17 protein-coding genes are annotated in these 17,603 nt (G+C 60.9%); 12 read left to right on the top strand and 5 right to left on the bottom strand.

Going from position 1 to position 17,603, the window contains the following annotated elements; genetic code table 11:
• Positions 1-42 precede the first annotated feature (42 nt).
• Positions 43-1,086 carry a substrate-binding domain-containing protein gene (locus HGP16_RS12380; protein ID WP_168840302.1) on the bottom strand — a complete coding sequence of 348 codons (1,044 nt, stop codon included), beginning with the start codon at positions 1,084-1,086 and terminating at the stop codon, positions 43-45.
• 391 nt (positions 1,087-1,477) lie between these two features.
• On the opposite strand from HGP16_RS12380, the gene HGP16_RS12385 reads away from it, so the two are divergent.
• The 5 genes from HGP16_RS12385 (at position 1,478) to HGP16_RS12405 (ending at position 7,518) form a co-directional block, all read left to right on the top strand.
• Positions 1,478-2,482 carry a sugar ABC transporter substrate-binding protein gene (locus HGP16_RS12385; RefSeq protein ID WP_168840303.1) on the top strand — a complete coding sequence of 335 codons (1,005 nt, stop codon included), beginning with the start codon at positions 1,478-1,480 and terminating at the stop codon, positions 2,480-2,482.
• A gap of 62 nt (positions 2,483-2,544) precedes the next feature.
• The gene (locus HGP16_RS12390; RefSeq protein ID WP_168840304.1) at positions 2,545-4,095 is read left to right on the top strand and encodes a sugar ABC transporter ATP-binding protein; all 1,551 of its coding nucleotides are present in this window, start codon (positions 2,545-2,547) and stop codon (positions 4,093-4,095) included.
• On the top strand, positions 4,085-5,104 hold the full coding sequence (locus HGP16_RS12395) for an ABC transporter permease (RefSeq protein ID WP_168840305.1): 1,020 nt from the start codon (positions 4,085-4,087) through the stop codon (positions 5,102-5,104). Before HGP16_RS12390 ends, HGP16_RS12395 begins: the two co-directional genes overlap by 11 nt.
• Before the next feature lie 3 nt (positions 5,105-5,107).
• The gene (locus tag HGP16_RS12400) at positions 5,108-6,085 is read left to right on the top strand and encodes an ABC transporter permease (RefSeq protein WP_168840306.1); all 978 of its coding nucleotides are present in this window, start codon (positions 5,108-5,110) and stop codon (positions 6,083-6,085) included.
• Between the two features lie 35 nt (positions 6,086-6,120).
• Complete coding sequence (locus tag HGP16_RS12405) at positions 6,121-7,518, top strand: LLM class flavin-dependent oxidoreductase (protein ID WP_168840307.1); 1,398 nt, start codon at positions 6,121-6,123, stop codon at positions 7,516-7,518.
• A gap of 72 nt (positions 7,519-7,590) precedes the next feature.
• Here HGP16_RS12405 and HGP16_RS12410 read toward each other — a convergent pair whose 3' ends face one another.
• Positions 7,591-8,628, bottom strand: a complete 1,038-nt coding sequence (locus HGP16_RS12410) for a dipeptidase (RefSeq protein WP_168840308.1) — start codon at positions 8,626-8,628, stop codon at positions 7,591-7,593.
• Positions 8,629-9,129: 501 nt separating this feature from the next.
• Here HGP16_RS12410 and HGP16_RS12415 point away from each other — a divergent pair.
• The 3 genes from HGP16_RS12415 to HGP16_RS12425 all read left to right on the top strand — a co-directional run bounded on the left by HGP16_RS12415 (position 9,130) and on the right by HGP16_RS12425 (position 11,440).
• Positions 9,130-10,308 carry an AraC family transcriptional regulator gene (locus tag HGP16_RS12415; RefSeq protein ID WP_168840433.1) on the top strand — a complete coding sequence of 393 codons (1,179 nt, stop codon included), beginning with the start codon at positions 9,130-9,132 and terminating at the stop codon, positions 10,306-10,308.
• 278 nt (positions 10,309-10,586) lie between these two features.
• A complete protein-coding gene (locus tag HGP16_RS12420; protein WP_168840309.1) occupies positions 10,587-10,808 on the top strand; it encodes a hypothetical protein in 222 nt (73 codons plus the stop codon).
• Positions 10,809-10,999: 191 nt separating this feature from the next.
• Positions 11,000-11,440, top strand: coding sequence for a VOC family protein (locus HGP16_RS12425; RefSeq protein WP_168840310.1), 441 nt, complete (start codon positions 11,000-11,002; stop codon positions 11,438-11,440).
• 136 nt (positions 11,441-11,576) lie between these two features.
• On the opposite strand, the gene HGP16_RS12430 is transcribed toward HGP16_RS12425, so the two are convergent.
• The 3 genes from HGP16_RS12430 to HGP16_RS12440 form a co-directional block, all read right to left on the bottom strand.
• Complete coding sequence (locus tag HGP16_RS12430) at positions 11,577-11,948, bottom strand: hypothetical protein (protein ID WP_168840311.1); 372 nt, start codon at positions 11,946-11,948, stop codon at positions 11,577-11,579.
• Between the two features lie 212 nt (positions 11,949-12,160).
• Positions 12,161-12,517: a hypothetical protein gene (locus HGP16_RS12435; protein WP_168840312.1), complete on the bottom strand. Its 357-nt coding sequence runs from the start codon at positions 12,515-12,517 to the stop codon at positions 12,161-12,163.
• Between the two features lie 303 nt (positions 12,518-12,820).
• The gene (locus tag HGP16_RS12440) at positions 12,821-13,819 is read right to left on the bottom strand and encodes a LacI family DNA-binding transcriptional regulator (protein WP_168840313.1); all 999 of its coding nucleotides are present in this window, start codon (positions 13,817-13,819) and stop codon (positions 12,821-12,823) included.
• 168 nt (positions 13,820-13,987) lie between these two features.
• On the opposite strand from HGP16_RS12440, the gene ltnD reads away from it, so the two are divergent.
• From ltnD to HGP16_RS12460, 4 genes are read left to right on the top strand one after another with little or no spacing between them, the layout of a single operon-like run.
• Positions 13,988-14,896 carry an L-threonate dehydrogenase gene (gene ltnD, locus HGP16_RS12445; protein WP_168840314.1) on the top strand — a complete coding sequence of 303 codons (909 nt, stop codon included), beginning with the start codon at positions 13,988-13,990 and terminating at the stop codon, positions 14,894-14,896.
• Positions 14,897-14,899: 3 nt separating this feature from the next.
• Entirely contained in the window at positions 14,900-16,174 is a 1,275-nt protein-coding gene (gene otnK / locus HGP16_RS12450) for a 3-oxo-tetronate kinase (protein WP_168840315.1), read from the top strand.
• Positions 16,171-16,821: a 3-oxo-tetronate 4-phosphate decarboxylase gene (gene otnC, locus HGP16_RS12455; RefSeq protein WP_168840316.1), complete on the top strand. Its 651-nt coding sequence runs from the start codon at positions 16,171-16,173 to the stop codon at positions 16,819-16,821. The genes otnK and otnC overlap by 4 nt, the downstream gene beginning before the upstream one ends.
• 2 nt (positions 16,822-16,823) lie before the next feature.
• Entirely contained in the window at positions 16,824-17,588 is a 765-nt protein-coding gene (locus HGP16_RS12460) for a hydroxypyruvate isomerase family protein (protein ID WP_168840317.1), read from the top strand.
• Positions 17,589-17,603: the final 15 nt, after the last annotated feature.

Below are 17,603 nucleotides of genomic sequence, written 5' to 3' on the forward strand. Positions count from 1 at the left end.
GGCGGAATCAAAGGACCCCGCCGGAAGATCGAAGTCGGCAGCTTAGAAAAGCTTGTCCGGTATCCAGCTTGCGGTCACCGCGTCGCTCACGCTGAAAGCGGGAACTTTCTGCGCGAGTTCCTCGATCGTCTTCACACCGGCTGCCCGAAGCCCTTCCTGCGTCAGCAGTGTCGGCTTAACGGTGATCTGATGCGGAACCTCTTGGCCCGCGATCTGCAATGCGGCAGCACGGATGGAGACGGCGCCGACCACGGCCGGATTGGTCGCGACCGTCGCGACCCAGGGGCTGCCCGGCTCGGTAATTTCCTGGATGTCGGCGGTCGACACATCAGCCGAATAGATCTTCAGCTTGTCCGTGATGCCGAGATCCGTGGCGGCAAGCTTCACGCCGCGTGCGAATTCATCATAGGGAGCGAAGACGACGGTAATATCGGGATTGGCCGTCAGCACCGCCTTTGCCTGGTCGGCGGTTGAGGTCGCCGTCGTATCGCTGACATTGCCGAAGCGGGCCTTTTCGACGACCCCTGCATTCTGCTTCTTGAACGTGTTCCAGACCTCATTGCGACGGTCGAGCGGCGCGAAGCCGGCAATATAGACATAGCCCGCCTTGAAGCTGGCGCCATTGTCCTTGACCGCCTGCTTCAAAGCGAGATCGGCAAGCTCGTGATCGCTCTGTTCAACCTGCGGGATCTTCGGATTGTTGAGATTGACGTCGAAGGCGACGACCTTGATACCCTTGTCGAGCGCCTGCTGGATGACATCGCCAAGCGATTCCGGCAGGCCGTGGTCGATGACGATGGCGGAGACGCCGAGATTGATCGCCTGGAGGATCTGTTCACGCTGCGCGGCAGCATCCTGACGACCCGGGAAGACGCGGAGATCGATGGCGAGCGCCTTGGCCTGTGCTTCGGCGCCGGCCTGATAGGCCTGAAAGAAGTCACCGGCGGAGATATAGCTGACGAGAGCAACCTTCACGCCACCCTTGTCAAAGGGCGCAGGGGCACCGTTCACGCCACTAGCCAGCGCAGCTTGCGTAAGAAGAAGAGGAGCAACGGCCGACAGGGCAAGCCGTGTGAGAAATTTCATTGTCGCGATCCTCACGATCAACCGAAAGCGTCGTCTGACGGACAGATCACCCTGCGACGCGTGCAATTATTAGATATAATCCCTATGTTTTTAGTAGATTAAATCATCCGATTTTGCTCGCCTTCGGAGATTCTTTGTTCCCCAGCCGAACGGATGGCGGCAAGGACATGCCTCGCGATTGGTCGATCATTTGACGCACAATTCCGGCATCGGAATGCGTTCCATTCGGCGCCGTTAGCCCTCATCGCCGCAAAACCCGACGTGCCGGCAGACAGACCACATCATGGAAATTTCCCCATGCGTTCCGGTTTTGGAAAAACGTTTCTCTTTAAATCGTTAAATCTATCTATTTTATAATCTATTGGAATTTTGGATTACTGGAGGTGCTTTCATGACCAATGAGAAAACGACCGGACTTGGCCGCCGGGATATTTTGAAATTGACGGCCGTTGCCGGGACCGCGCTCGCGGCTTCGAGCATTCTGTCGAAAGCCGCAGCCGCCGACGATGCATTGTCGCTGAAGGGCAAGCGCATCGCCATCAGCGCGACCGGAACCGACCACTATTTCGACCTGCAGGCCTACAATGCGCAAATCGACGAGGTGAAGCGGCTGAGCGGCACGCCGATCGCCGTCGATGCCGGCCGCAACGACGGCAAGCTGGTGTCGCAGCTGCAGACGCTGATCGCGCAGAAGCCTGACGCCATCGTCCAGATCCTCGGCACGCTGAGCGTCATCGATCCCTGGCTGAAAAAGGCCCGCGACGCCGGCATTCCGGTTTTGACCGTCGACGTCGGCTCGACCAATTCGATCAACAACACAACCTCGGACAATTGGGGCATCGGCAAGGACCTGGCGCTGCAGCTCGTCTCCGATATCGGCGGCGAAGGCAATATCGTCGTCTTCAACGGCTTCTACGGCGTGACACCTTGCGCGATCCGCTATGACCAGCTCGTCAACGTCGTCAAATACTTCCCGAAGGTGAAGATCATTCAGCCGGAGCTGCGCGACGTCATTCCGAACACGGTTCAGGATGCCTTTACGCAGATCACCGCGATCCTCAACAAGTATCCGGAAAAAGGTTCGATCAAGGCGATCTGGTCGGCCTGGGACATTCCGCAGCTGGGTGCCACACAGGCCCTCGCTGCCGCCGGCCGCACCGAGATCCGCACCTACGGCGTCGACGGCAGTCCGGAAGTGCTGCAGCTCGTCGCCGATCCCAATTCGCCGGCCGGGGCCGATGCAGCCCAGCAGCCGGCGGAGATCGGCCGCACTGCCATTCGCAATGTCGCCAAGCTGCTGTCGGGGCAGGCGCTGGCACGCGAGACCTATGTGCCCGCGCTGCTCGCAAACAAGCGCAACGTCGCCGACGTGATCAAGACGCTCGGTATCAGTTGACCTGAAAACCGGCGATGCGGATTCCCCCGCATCGCCCTCTTAAATGGCGAAAGGCCCCTTTCATGATCGCAGCCGAGCACGCGACTGAATCAGACAACGCGTCGCACATCCTGCGCTTCGATCGCATCGTCAAGCGCTTCGGCGGCGCGCAGGCGCTGGCCGGCGCATCGCTCGCCATTAGGCGCGGCACCGTCCACGGACTTGTCGGGCAGAACGGCGCCGGCAAATCCACGCTGATCAAGCTCCTGGCCGGTCTGCACACTCCGGATGAAGGGCGCATCGAGATTGAGGGCCGGGTCTATGATCGCCTGACGCCGCATCTGTGCGAAGAACTCGGCATTCACTTCATCCACCAGGATCGGCTTCTGGTCCCGACCTTTACCGTCGGAGAAGCGCTTTTTCTCGGGCGGGAAATTCGCCGCGGCAAGACACCGTTCCTGGACCGCAGCGCCATGCAGCGCCGCGCCGACGAACTCCTCGCCAATTATTTCGGCGTCGATCTGCCGAAGAATGCATTGATCGGCGAGCTCTCGACCGCGGAGCGGCAGATCGTCCAGATTACCCGTGCGCTGCTGCATAAGCCGAAGATCCTCGTCTTCGACGAACCGACCGCGGCGCTGGTGCGTCAGGAGGCGGAGATTTTGTTCCGCCTGATCCGACGTTTGCGCAGCGAAGGCGTGACCATCGTCTACATCTCGCATTATCTCAACGAAATCGAGACCTTGTGTGACGATGTTACCGTTCTGCGCAATGGCGTCGACGTCGCATCGCTGACGACGGGCGGGATATCGGCCGGTCGGATCGCAAGCCTGATGATCGAACGCGATATCGCCGACATGTTTCCCAAACGGAAAATCGAACTCGGCAAGGAAATCCTCAAGGTCAAAAACCTCTCGGCAACGGGCCGTTTCCATGATGTCGGCTTCTCCCTGCATCGCGGCGAGATCCTCGGCATTACCGGGCTGCTTGGCTCCGGAGCAAAGGATCTCGTGCGGACCTTGTTCGGGCTGCAGGCGGCGACAAGCGGGACGATCGATATCGATGCGCGCGGCCTGAAGCCTCGCAATCCAGTCGAAGCCGTCGATCATCAGATCGCATTGGTGCCCGAGGACCGGCGCGGCCATGGCGTGGGCCTGGAGCTCAGCGTGCGTGAAAACATCACGCTGTCGAGCCTTGGCCGCTACACGCGCTTCGGCTTTCTCAACCGCAAACGGGAAAGCGACGATACCGACGAGCTGATCAAGCGCTTGCAGATCAAGACGGCCGGGCGCGAGGCGCTGGTGCGCACCCTTTCGGGCGGCAATCAGCAGAAGGTGGCGATCGCCAAATGGCTGAGCCGCCGGTCGGAAATCTACCTGCTGGACGAGCCTACCGTCGGCGTCGATATCGGTTCGAAAGTCGAAATCTATTCGCTGATCGGCGAGCTTGCCGCGCGCGGCGCCGGCGTGATCGTTCTTTCGTCGGACCTGCCGGAGCTTGTGGGCATCACGGACAGGATCCTCGTGCTGTTTCGCGGCCGCGTCACGCGCGAACTGATCTCTTCTGAGACCACAACGGATGAAGTGCTGTCGGCATCGACCGGTGCCTTGGAAGGATTGCGCCATGTCGGCTGATGTTCAGTTTGCCTCCCTCCCCCAGGTTGAGACGGCGCAGGCGCTGCCGACCGGTGGCAAGCTTGCGGCTGCGGCCTTACGGTTCGGCTCGCTGCTTGCCTTCGCAGCCATCCTGGCGATTTTCGCGCTGACCGCGCCCTATTTCCTCACGGTCGGCAATATCGGCAACGTGCTCGGACAATCGGCCATTCCGGGCGTTCTCGCCATCGGCCTGACCATCGTGCTCATCGCCGGCGGCTCCAATGTCGTCACGGGCGGCATCGACCTCTCGCTTGCCGCCAATATGGGGCTGAGCGCTGCTGTTTACGCAACCCTTATCCAGCTCGGCTTCAGCGATGCGCTCGCCGCGACGGGCGCACTGGCCACCGGTCTCGCGATCGGCGCCGTCAATGCGCTGGCGATCGTTTTTGCCGGCATCGTGCCCTTGTTGGCGACCCTCGCCGTGATGAATGTGGTCGCCGGGCTGGAGCTGGTTTTGACGCAGAACACGGTGCTTCCTGCCTCGACCGATCTGCTGACCGTTCTTTCGTCTTCGGACGGCTTCGACATCCCGATCCTGGCCTATGTGCTGATCGGCTTTACCGTCATCGTCACGGCGATCGTGCAATTCACTCCGCTCGGCCTCGGGCTCTATGCCGTCGGGGAGTTTCCGGAGGCCGCACGCGCCGCTGGATTACCATTGAAAAGCCTTATCGCGGGAGCCTTCGTTGCCAGCGGCCTCTGCGGTGGCGTCGCCGGCATCCTGTCCGTCGCCTATCTCAGCGGCAGCACCACCGGCTCCGGCGAAATGCTGCTTCCCGTTGTCGTCACCGCATTGCTCGGCTCGGTCTTCTCCCGCCGGCTCGTGCCGACCATCGGCGGCACACTGATCTCGACGCTATTTGTCGGCTTCCTCATCAACGGCTTTCAGCTGCTCAACCTGCCCAGCACACTGGTCAGCGGCGTCCAGGGCCTACTGATCCTGATCGTGGTTTCGGCAACCACCCTGCTTCGCAAAAGGGAGATCTAAGCCATGACCGCTGCCATCGCCCCGACAAGATCAGTCGCCGGCATCGCCCGCTATGGGCTTATTATCGCCCTTATCGTCGTCTTCTCGCTGTTTTCGACCGTGGCGCCGACATTCCTGAGTGTCGGTAACCTGCAGAGCATTCTCGTCAACAACTTCACGCTGCTTGCCATCGTCTCGATCGCCATGACCTTTGCGGTTGCCGCCGGCGGCATCGATCTTTCGGTTGGGACGGCCGTCGATTTCGCGAGCTTTGCCTTCGTTTCCGGCATTCTTGCGGGCCTGCCCGTGCCGCTCGCTGCCCTGGCGGGCCTCGGCGCGGGAGCTGTTGTCGGCGTCGTCAACGCCGTGCTGATTTCGGCGATCGGCGTGTCGCCATTCCTGGCAACGCTCGGAACGCTGTTCATTGGCCGCAGCATTCAGCAGCTGCTGACGGATGGCGGCAATCCGGTCTATCTGCCGCCATCAGGCATCTCCGCAGCATTCCGCTTTATCGGGCATGGAACGATTGCCGGCCTGCCGGTCCCGCTTCTGATCGCCGCGATCATCATCGCGAGCGCGGCACTGCTGTTCGCGCGCATGCGCTTCGGCCGCGTCGTGCTTGCCATCGGCATTCAACCCCAAACGGTGCGGTATTCGGGCATCGGCCTGGCAAAGCATGTGGCCGTGACCTTCATTCTTGCGAGCACGATTGCCGCCTTTGCCGGTCTGATTCTGACGGCGACGGTCACCGTCTATATCCCCTCCTCCGGCAACGGCTTCATGCTGAACGCCATCGGCGCCACTTTTATCGGCACCACCTTTTCACCACTCGGCCGGCCGAACGTCGCCGGCACGGTGCTTGGCGTTCTGCTCTTGAGCATCGTCGCCAATGGCCTGCTGCTGACGGGCCTGAACTTCTACTGGCAGCAGGTCGCCACCGGCCTGCTGATCTTCGCCGTGCTGGCCTTCAGCTTCGTCAACAAGAAAGCCGTCGGCGCCTGAGCGCCGGCCGAACGATACAATTGCAGGAACACAAGATGACACGCCAAATCAGGCTCAATGCCTTCGACATGAATTGCGTCGGACACCAATCACCGGGCCTGTGGCGCCACCCGCGCGACAAAAGCTGGACCTACAAGGACCTCGACTATTGGGTCCATCTGGCAAAGACGCTGGAGCGCGGCAAGTTCGACGGCCTGTTCATCGCCGACGTGCTCGGGGTCTATGACGTGCTGAACGGCAATGTCGACGCCGCCTTGCGCCATTCGGCGCAGGTGCCGGTCAACGATCCGCTGCAGCTCATCCCGACCATGGCCTATGAGACGGAGCATCTCGGCTTCGGGCTGACCGCTTCGCTGTCCTTCGAGCATCCCTATACGTTCGCCCGGCGCATCTCCACGCTCGATCATCTGACGAAGGGTCGCGTCGGCTGGAACATCGTCACCTCCTATTTGAACAGTGGTGCCCTGAACATCGGCCAATCGACACAGACGCAACATGACGACCGCTATGCGCTGGCCGAGGAATATCTCGAAGTCTGCTACAAGCTCTGGGAAGGCAGCTGGGAAGACGGTGCCGTCATCCGCGATCGCGAAGCGGGCATCTTCACGCGGCCCGAGAAAGTGCACTCGATCCGCCATTCCGGCAAGCATTTCAGCGTTCCCGGCATCCATCTCTGCGAACCGTCGCCGCAACGCACCCCCGTGCTCTATCAGGCAGGCGCCTCCAGCCGCGGCAAGGATTTCGCCGGCGCGCATGCCGAATGCATTTTCGTAGCAGCACCTTCAAAGCCGGTCTTGAAGCGCTACGTCGCCAATGTTCGCGAGGCGGCCGAGCGCCTCGGCCGCAATCCCCGCGAAATCCTATCCTTCAATCTCCAGACCGTAATCCTCGGCGAGACCGATGCCGAGGCGCAGCGCAAGTTCAACGAATACCGCCAATATGTTTCGCTCGAAGGCGCGCAGGCGCTGATCTCGGGCTGGACCGGCATCGATTTCGGCCAGTTCTCGCCCGACGAGGTACTGCGCCATCGCTACACCAACGCAGTGCAATCCGCCGTCGAGACCTTCACCACCATCGATCCGGGCAAGGAGTGGACGGTGCGCGAGATGGCGGATTGGGTCGGCATAGGCGGCTTCGGCCCGGTCTTTGTCGGCTCGCCGCAGACGGTCGCGGACCTCATGCAGGAATGGATCGAGGATACCGACGTCGACGGCTTCAATCTCGCCTATGCGGTCACCCCCGAGAGCTTCGAGGATGCCGTCGATCTCCTGGTGCCGGAATTGCAGAAGCGCGGCGTCTACAAGACCGAATATCGCGCGGGCACCTTGCGCGAGAAGCTTGGCGGCAGCGGCCCGAGGCTCGCGGCACCGCATCCGGCGACGGGCTATCGCAATCTTGGTGAAGCTGCGGCCCCATCCAGACGCGCCGGATAGGCTCCAGGCAAAGGGATTCGTGAGCTACTGACCGCTTTCCAGCCTCAAGCGGAGACGAGAGGATGCCTCGTCTCAGCCGCCCCAGGTCTGCTCGAGGACACGAACCCAGTTCTGATGGGCGATCTTTGCGAGCGCCTGGTCATCGAACCCATGCGCGCGCAAGGCGTCGATCAGTTTCGGCAGGCCGCTGGCATCGCCGAGCGCCGCCGGAATGGTCGTACCATCGAAATCGGAACCAAGCGCGACGTGCTCTATGCCAATCCGCTCGGCAATATAGGCGACATGGCGAACGAGGACATCGAGCGGCGTATCCGTGTTCCTCACACCGTCGTCGCGCAGGAAGAGCACACCGAAATTGATGCCGACCAGACCGCCGGTATCGCGGATCGCGTCGAGCTGCCTGTCTGTCAGGTTGCGGCTGTGCGGAGAAAGCGCATGTGCATTGGAATGCGAGGCAACCAGCGGCGCATTCGACAATTTCGCGATATCCCAAAACCCCTGCTCGTTCATGTGCGAGAGATCGATCATGATCCTGAGTTCGTTGCAGGCGCGGATCAGATCCTTGCCGGCATCGGTGAGGCCGGGGCCGATATCCGGCGTCGAGGGGAAGCGGAAAGACACCCCGTGAGCAAAGACGTTCGAGCGGCTCCAGACAGGCCCAAGCGTGCGCAGGCCGGCCTGATGCAGGACATAAAGGGCGTCGAGATCGGCCGCGACCGCCTCCGCGCCCTCAATATGGAAAACGGCGGCAAATTGGCCTTCCGCGATCGACCGCTTGATATCGGCGGCCGAACGGCAAACCTTGACGGCTCCCTTCGACCGGGCCTCGATCGCAAGCAGCAGCCGCGCCATGGCCAGGGTTTCGTTCAGCGCATCGGGCTGGGCAGGCGTGGAAAAATCGGCGTTTTCAGGCTTTGGTTGATCCGGCGACGGGATGAATATGGCGCAGAGCCCGCCTGCGAGGCCTCCACGGCGGGCGCGGGGCAAATCGATATGTCCGGCAGCTTCGCCATTCAGGAAAGCGTCGACGGAATTCAAGCCGCCGCGGCGCAGCCGGAGCAGCACGTCGTTGTGGCCATCAAAGACGGGGATTATCGAGGATTCGGTCATGTCTCATTCCAAAACTGCGGTTTATCTCTGCGTAGGCAAACTTGGCGGGATGGGCAAACGCAAACTATGCATGGGGCTGCGAAAACCGAATAATTTTGGACCAGCTTTGCAAAGGCGCCGATTTCGCGCCGCGATCGGCTCTTGCGCAGGCATCGATCGGGCCGCCGGCCCGTAATCGCTCGATATGCGCCGACGCGGCACAGATCAACGCCACCTGACGCCATGCTTCGGAACAATTGCCACGCGAATATGAGGTTGATGACCCGCAAGACTTGCCTTTTCGAAATCGCGCTGCAAATGAAAGGGTTTGGCGTCATCAAGTGGCTAAGGATACGGCAAGGTGCAACATGTCGTTTTGCTGGAAAAAAGACAGCCCGAAGCAGGCTTTGGACCTTATTCCTATTGAAACAGGCGACCAATCTGCGGACATCATGAGTGTCCATTTGAACGCGATGCTCGTGTTTTATCCTGACGGTATTCGAGGAGACCGGATTGTCTGATCTGCCACGCGAAGAGCAATCCGCATCTGCGTCCGTCGAGGCGAAGGATCGGTCTTGGCGCGAGGATAGAAGGCCCCAGCCGTCAGATCGGCGACGCTTTCCGCGACCGGAAAAGGCAGCCAGCGAAGAAACGCTGCCGCCACCGGCTTTGCAGCCGCTGCAGTTTTCGACACGCGCGCTCGAACCGGCGGCGCAATTTGCCGCCTGGCAGGCTTATATCGCACCGCTGGCCGACATCCGGCCGCCGGATAATGTCTCACCGGAAACCGGCTTTCCTGCAGACCACGTGGCCTGGAACCTCGGTGGCATGCTCATCGTTCAGCAGGATACGCCTCCCCACAGCTACATGCGTTCACAGGCGAAGGTAAAAGCCAACCTCATCGATCATTGGCACATTTCCGTCCTACGCGACGGCCGCACGTGGACGGAGGTCGACGGGCGTGTGCTGGAAGGCGAGCCGGGCAAGATAGAATTGCGCTCCCTCGGACATCCTTTTCGGGGACGATCGACGGAGGCGAGAACCCTCTCGCTCTTTCTGCCGCGAGCATTGCTGTTCGAAGTTCCCGCCCCCGTCGAGATCGAAAACAACATCGCGCTTTCAGGCATCTTCACCGGCATGCTGATCGATTATCTCGACAGCGTCACGGACAATCTTTCTCGCTTTGCGGCGACGGACCTGCCGCATGTCGTCCAGACGGTGCGCAACATGATCGTCGCTTCCGTTTCGACCTCGGCCGCCCAATCGACGGGCGTCGAACAGCATAGCACTCTGGCGGTAACGGAACGCGTGCGGCGGTTCGTCGAAAGCAATCTTGCCGCAGGCGATCTGACGGTGGAGCAGATATGCCGGCAGCTCGGCATATCCCGCACCAGGCTTTACCAGATCTTCGAGCAATATGGCGGCGTGCATCATTATATTCAGCGACGCCGCCTCTTGTCGGCCCATGCGGCGCTCAGCGATCCGGCGAACCGGGAGCAGATCCTCGATATTGCCTTTGCTGTCGGCTTTTCGTCGGCAGCACACTTCAGCCGGGCATTCAGCAAGGAATTTGGCTACAGTCCCCGCGAAGCAAGAAATCTCACCATTCCGCGCTATCTTGGACAAGTCGCCTCGCCGGCATCGCCCGACAGCACCCATTCCTTCGAAGAATGGCTAAGGACCCTCGGCTACTATCACTAGAGACGATGGATTTCGACATCCCCTAAACGCGCACAAAGCGGATTGCTTCGCGCACTGGGCGATACATTCGCCTGCGCCGGCGCGTGCGGCGCGGCCGCCAGATCGCACTTCAGCAATTGCGAAAATGGACGCTGCTGCAAGTTTCTGGATGCACGGCTAACGACATACCGCGTGTAACCTATTAGAAAAGAAGCATAATAATCGTTTGGACACCAAAGCCTTCGTGCATGGCGAATGTACCCTCCGTCCACCAAGGCAAAGCTTTAGGGAACATAACAATGGTATCGACCCGCCAGACAATGAACATCAGCAAACCTCAACATCCTTCCACTGACGCCTATCGCGCCGTCGAACGCGAAGAGGTCCTTGAAGTGGCGTTTCGTGATTTCGTGCAAATGGCGCTTGCTGCCGGCTGGAATGAACCGGAAGTCGCTTTGACGCTGGCCGATATCGCCGACGACTATGTCATGGCTCTCGCTGGTAGAGTTGCCGAAAAATAGTGTTGCGTACCCGTCCGTGCCTCACAGGGGTGGGCACGAACGGCCAGCAGCAACTCTTCAGCATGCCGCCGGCGCCACCGCTCACCAAGAAGGCGGCTCGCCGGCGGCACGAGTTTTACTCACCAACACGGCAGACATGCCTCCTTCATGCGGCGCTCTATCCGGGCGGGACTTGAAGAAAGCGAACAACAATGAAAATCAGGCAACATCTCTGGTTTCGGCGTGACATGGAATCGGCGATTGAGTTCTACGCGACACTTATTCCGAATTCGTCAGCCGGGTGGATCTCGAACATCTTGACCGACAATCCGAATGGTCCGGCAGGCAGCGTGAAGTTCGCAGGCTTCACACTCGGCAACCGTTCCTTTATGGGCTTCGAGGCCGGGCCACTCGATCGGTCCGATCATTGCTCTTCCATCATTTTCGAATGTACAACGCAGGCCGAGGCAGATCGTCTGCGCGATGCTCTGAAAAAGGGCAGTTCGACGGACAGACACGGCCCGGTGGTCGATCACTGGGGAGTGTCCTGGCAGTTCAGCGTTACGTCGCGAAGCGATGACATCGAAGCATCAGCCGTATCCGACATGAACAGCAGTGCTGTTCTTGCGAAAAAGAAATTCGCCACCGCCTAAGGCTGGGCGAGAAAACGGCAACAAAGCTCAAGAGCAGCAACGGTGCATCCCTTTCAGCCAGTCGATAAGGATGCGCGGCCGCGAAGGTAAGCGGAAGCTGATCCACACTCGGCTTCCGCTTACGTTATATCAGCTATCAGTTGAGAGCCGGGCAACCGCTCCGGTTGGCGAAGGCCATGCGGTCTGGGCCGCCGTCATTCCAGCCACGAACGATGATACGCCGTCCATTGCTGTCAATCGAATCGATGCGCCGGAAGCCTTCGGCACGGGCGGCTCGCATGAGGTCGCGCCGGCTGCAGCCGCGATCACGGTCCCAATCACGGTCACGGTCGCGATCCCAGCCGCGCGGCGGGCGGTTCCAATCCCGGCCCTGGTCACGCTGCCAGGGCGGCGGTGCGTATCCGTCATCGCCGCCATAGTACTGTGCCGAGGCGGCGGAGGTCATCAGTTGCAGTGCGGCCAGCCCGACCAGGGCGACACGCGATACTCGTACGAAACGTTCCAACATTTCCCTTACCCCATTTTCTCTTATGGACGAGGCAGAGATACACCAACTCGCCTGAACTCTGCCTGAACGCCACCGGAACCTGTTCATGACATACCGCTGGATGGCAAGCCAAGATTATCGAAAGAAATAGTCGTTGGGCGACCGCGCGGGCGCGTGGCACTTCCTTCGATCCCCTACCGATAGTAAGAGGCCCATGTCGGGAACTTTGCCGCTCAAGGGGTACGATCTCCATCCCGCCAATCGGTGATGGCCGAATGGACCGACTGGGACAGAAGCATTGCGCCGGCGAGACAATAGAGCAGCACGATGATGGCTGTTTCCATGATCAGCGGCAGGAAAGCAAAACGAGCGCCCTGGCTGTCCTCCTCTTCAGGAAGCAGGTCCGGCAATCCAAGGATCATGGCCACCAGCGGTGAGGCCATGATCGCGACGACGGCGGCCGCATGAAACCAGAGACGCAACCGGGGTCGTTTTCCCGCCGCCCAGAAGGCCAAAAGCGGCGCGCCGATATTGCCTATCAAGCCCAGCAAAACGGCAATCTCTGTCGGCAGGATCGAATCGTCGTACATGAATCCCCAATCCCCTGATGCTACCCAGATTAGTATCACGCATACGAAATGACAACCTTCTCGCATGCTGGCGCGCTGTCGCCACAATTCGTGTTTTCAGCCCATCGCCACGGATTTATGGAAAGCATCGACACTCGAAACTCCGCAACATAGCAAACTCGATGCCGGTCTAGCCGATGAGTTCGCCTCGCCCATGTCCGAATGTTTCTGCCCGGTGGAATTCGTGGGAAATCTTGTTGCTGAACATAAGATTGCCGCCACATTGGCCTCGCGTCGCAGCACCGGTGTCCGGACGACGATATCCTAACGCCCGATGCCGGTGATCGTCGGTTTGAACACGATGGTTTTCTGGCCGCTATCTCCCTCGCCGGCGACAGCGCGACGAACCAATTGCGCGGCCATCTCGCCCATCGCGCGCCTTGGCGAACGGGACGTCGCGATCGGTGCCGGCAAGGAACCGATCAGATCCAGCCCATTGAATCCGGCAATCAGCACCTGGCCGGGAACCGCAACGCCCAGTTCCATGCAGGCAAACAACCCGCCGCTCGCCATGTCGTCGTTTGAGTAATAGATACAATCGATATCGGGCACTGCTGCAAGCAGTGCCGTCGTCAGCCGCTTTCCCAGCGCGATCGAAGAAAAGGCATCGTCAATCCGCTGCTCGGCAAAACCCAGACCGTGCGCACGCAATATGCGTTCGAAGCCGGCCTTGCGCTTGCCGGCGCGCAGGTCCTTTTCCAGCGCACTGCCGACATAGCCGAACCGGCGGCGGCCGGCAGCAACAAGGGCTTCCGCCATCTCCTCGCCGGCGCGGCCATGCGACAAGCCGACATTGAAGTCGATCGGCGCACCATCGAGATCCATGAGCTGGATGACCGGGATGGCGGCATGACGGAGCAGATCCACCGTCTCTTCCGGCTGGTCCAGGCCGGTGACGATGATGGCGCAGGGTTGCCAGGACAGCATGTCGCGGATGATCTCGCGCTCCTTCGCCATGTTATAGTCGGATATGCCGAACACGGCCTGCATGCCGGATCCGTCCAGCCCGGCGGAAATGCCGGCAAGAATCTCCGGAAAGACGATGTTCGACATGCTGGGAACGACGACGGCGACCAGATTGGTGCGCTGCGAGGACAGAGAAAGCGCCAGTCTGTTGCCCATATAGTTCATTCGCGTCGCCGCTTCGATGACCCTGTCGCGCGTCTCGCTGGAGACGTCAGCCACGCCGCGCAGGGCGCGCGATACCGTCATCTTGCTGACGCCCGCTTCGATGGCGACTTCTTCCAGAGTGGGTTTGCGCATCCCCAAGCAACCCTCGATGAACCATGGCGGCTGGCACGACGCCGCTCTTCTTCATAGAGTGTTTCCTTGAAAAGGCAAACAGCCTCCTATTGACAATTACAGGGAAAATAAGGCTATGTTACCGATACCGGTATCGGTAACATAGCTTGATATTGCAGAGGTAGCGCCGTGCAGAACACAAAGAAGGCCGCCGTCATTGGCCTGGGGTCCATGGGTTGGGGCGCTGCCCTATCGCTTCTGAAAGCGGGCTTTACCGTCCGCGGCTGCGATATTCGCGGCGAGGTGCTCGCGCGCTTTGCCGAAAACGGCGGCACTCCATGCACGACGCCGGCGTCAGCGGCTGAAGACGCCGACGTGATCCTCGTCTATGTCGTCAACAGCAAGCAGACCGAAGATGTCCTTTTCGGGCAGAATGGAGCCTTGCAGACCGCGCTACCCTCGACGGTATTTCTGCTCTGTACCACCATGGCCCCGAGTGCCACGACAGCCATTGCCGAAAGGCTGGAAGCGGCAGGCATGCTCGTCATCGACGCCCCCGTTTCCGGTGGCCACGTTCGCGCGCTTGCGGGCGAAATCACCGTCATGGCATCCGGCACACCGGAGGCCTTCGATCGCGCATCAGCGGCGCTCGACGCCATCTCGGCCAAAGTATTCCGGCTCGGTGATCGTCCCGGCGCCGGCTCGCAGGTCAAGATGATCAACCAACTGCTGGCAGGCGTGCACATCGCCGCGACAGCCGAGGCCATGACGCTTGCCGCCAAGGCCGATATCGATCTCAAGACGCTCTATGAGGTGATCCGTGTTTCCGCCGGTTCGTCCTGGATGTTCGAGAACCGCGGCGAGCACATCGTATCCGGCGATTATACGCCACGCTCGGCGGTCAACATCTTCGTCAAGGATCTCGGCATCGTGACATCGGAGGCCGGCAAAGCCGGAGCCGTCACGCCGCTCGCCACTGCGGCACTCGACCTCTTCGTTGAAGCATCAGAAGCAGGCTTGGGTCTGGAAGACGATGCCGCCGTTGCAAAGATCCTGGCCGCCAAGAGCGGCGCAAGCCTGCCAGGCGTGAAGGACTAGACCGTGGCGCTCCTGCTTGGCTGCATTGCGGATGACTTTACCGGGGCCACCGATCTTGCCGCGCTGCTTGCGCGCAGCGGACTGCCCGTTTCACTGCGGATCGGCATACCGCAGGAGAAACGCGACCGGAACGAGACGGCGGCCTTCGAGGTCATCGCCCTGAAATGCAGGACATCCCCAGTCGAGATTGCCGTGAAGCAGGCCCGGCAAGCACTGGAATGGCTGGAGGAAGCCGGCGCCAGTCGCTTCTTCTGGAAATATTGCTCGACATTCGACAGCACGGCCGAAGGCAATATCGGTCCGGTCGCGGAGATGTTGATGGCTGAGACCGGCGCGGCCCAGACGATCTATTGCCCGGCCTTTCCCGAGAATGGACGCAGCGTCTTCATGGGCCACCTCTTCGTCGGCGAGCAACTGCTGTCGGAAAGTCCGATGAAGGACCATCCGCTGACGCCGATGCGCGATTCAAGCCTTGTCCGGCTGCTGACGCCGCAGGTGAATGGCGCTGTCGGACTTGCCAGCCGCAACGTCGTCTCAAAGGGTGCGGCAACGTTGAAGGCGAGGCTGGCTCAACTCGGCAGCAACGGCACCCAGCACGTGATCGTCGATGCTGTTTGCGATGACGATCTCCGTACGATCGCCGCCGCATCCTTCGACATGCCGCTGCTGACGGGCGGCAGCGCGATCGCCGGCCAGCTTCCGCAATTTTACATTGAGCAGGGTCTCATCAGCCTCTCCGAACATCGACAGGCACTGCCAAAGGTGACAGGCGGTTCGATCGTCCTATCCGGCAGCTGCTCCGCCATGACGCGCCGGCAAGTTGCCAATTATGCCGGCAAGGTTGCCAGCCTGCGGCTCGATCCGATCGCGCTTGCAGAGGAAGGCGCCGGCGCTGCGCTGGAATGGCTGCGTCAGCAATCTCCCGATGCGCCGAAGCTTATCTATGCCACCGCCGAACCCGACGAGGTGCGGCAGGCTCAAGAGCGGTTGGGTCGGGACAAGGCGGGCCAGGTGGTCGAGGACGCCCTTTCCGAGATCGCCCGCACGGCCTTCGACTACGGCACGCGCCGCTTCGTCGTTGCCGGTGGAGAAACCTCCGGCGCGATCACGCAGGCGCTCGGCGTCACACACCTGACGATCGGCCCGGAAATAGCGCCGGGCGTTCCCTGGACATTTGCGACGATGGACGGAGAACCGATTGCACTCGCCCTGAAATCGGGCAACTTCGGCGGCGAAAGCTTCTTCACGGATGCCTTCGACCGGTTGGAGGCCGCATGAGCGAAGAGACCGAACTGCGCGAAAACATATGCATGATGGCCAAGTCGCTTTACGATCGCGGCCTGACCGCCGGCTCCTCCGGCAATATTTCCGCACGCCTCAGCGATGGACGCCTGCTGGTGACGCCAACTGGCAGCTCCTTCGGGCGCCTCGATCCCGCGCGGCTCTCGCTCTTCGATGGCGAAGGAAGCCTGATCGGCGGGGACAAGCCGACGAAGGAAATGCCGCTGCATTCAGCCTTCTACGAGACGCGGCCGAAAAAGACCGGCGCCGTGGTGCATCTTCACTCCAGCCATTCGGTGGCGCTGTCGATCCTGCCCGGCGTCGATGCCGACAACATGCTAGCGCCCTTGACGGCCTATTCGATCATGAAGCTCGGCAAGGTGAAGCTTCTGCCCTATTTCATGCCCGGCGATCCGGCCATGGGCGATGCCATTCGTGGCCTTGCCGGCAAGCGCAGCGCGGTAATGCTGGCCGCACATGGACCCGTCGTTTCGGCAAAAGATCTGGAAGCGGCCGTTTATGCGATCGAAGAATTGGAAGAGACGGCAAAGCTTGCCATGCTGACGCGCGGGGCCAATCCTTTGCTGCTCACGGATCCGCAGATCGCCGATCTCGTTCGCACCTATGACGTGGAGTGGGACTGAACATGACGCGCTTTTCCGCCAATCTGGGATTCCTGTGGCAGGAGCTCTCCCTTCCGGACGCGATCCGCGCCGCCAAGGCCGCCGGCTTCGATGCCGTGGAATGCCACTATCCCTATGACACCCCTGCCGAAGCCGTGCGTCAGGCATTGGAGGAAACCGGCCTTCCCATGCTCGGCCTCAATACCGCTCGCGGCAATGTCGCGGCTGGCGACAACGGCCTCGCGGCCATTCCGGGGCGCGAGGATGAAGCGCGCGGCGTCATCGATCAGGCGATCGATTATGCGACTGCCATCGGCGCGCGAAACGTGCATGTGATGGCCGGCAAGGCCATGGGCGACGAGGCGCAAGCCACCTTCATCGCCAATCTCCGCTATGCCTGCGACCGCGCCGACAAGGTGGGGACGACCGTGCTGATCGAGCCGCTTAATCATCGCGATGCGCCGGGCTACTTCCTGCGGACGGCGGATCAGGCGCTCGACATCATGGCGGCGGTCGGCGCCGAGAACCTGAAGCTGATGTTCGACTGCTATCACATCCAGATCATGCAGGGCGACCTGACGCACAGGCTGCAAGCACATATGGCGGCAATCGGTCATGTCCAGATCGCCGCCGTCCCGGACCGGCGCGAACCGGACCACGGCGAAATCGATTACCGCCACATTCTGCAGCTTCTTGAAACGCTTGGCTATGACAAGCCAATCGGCGCGGAATATCGGCCGGCGACCACGACGGATGCGGGGCTGGCCTGGCTGCAAGCGTACAAATGAAGCGAAGGCCGGCAT

Origin of the sequence: Rhizobium sp. P40RR-XXII, from assembly GCF_012641405.1 — a bacterium.
In the GTDB taxonomy this organism is placed as follows: Bacteria; Pseudomonadota; Alphaproteobacteria; order Rhizobiales; family Rhizobiaceae; genus Rhizobium.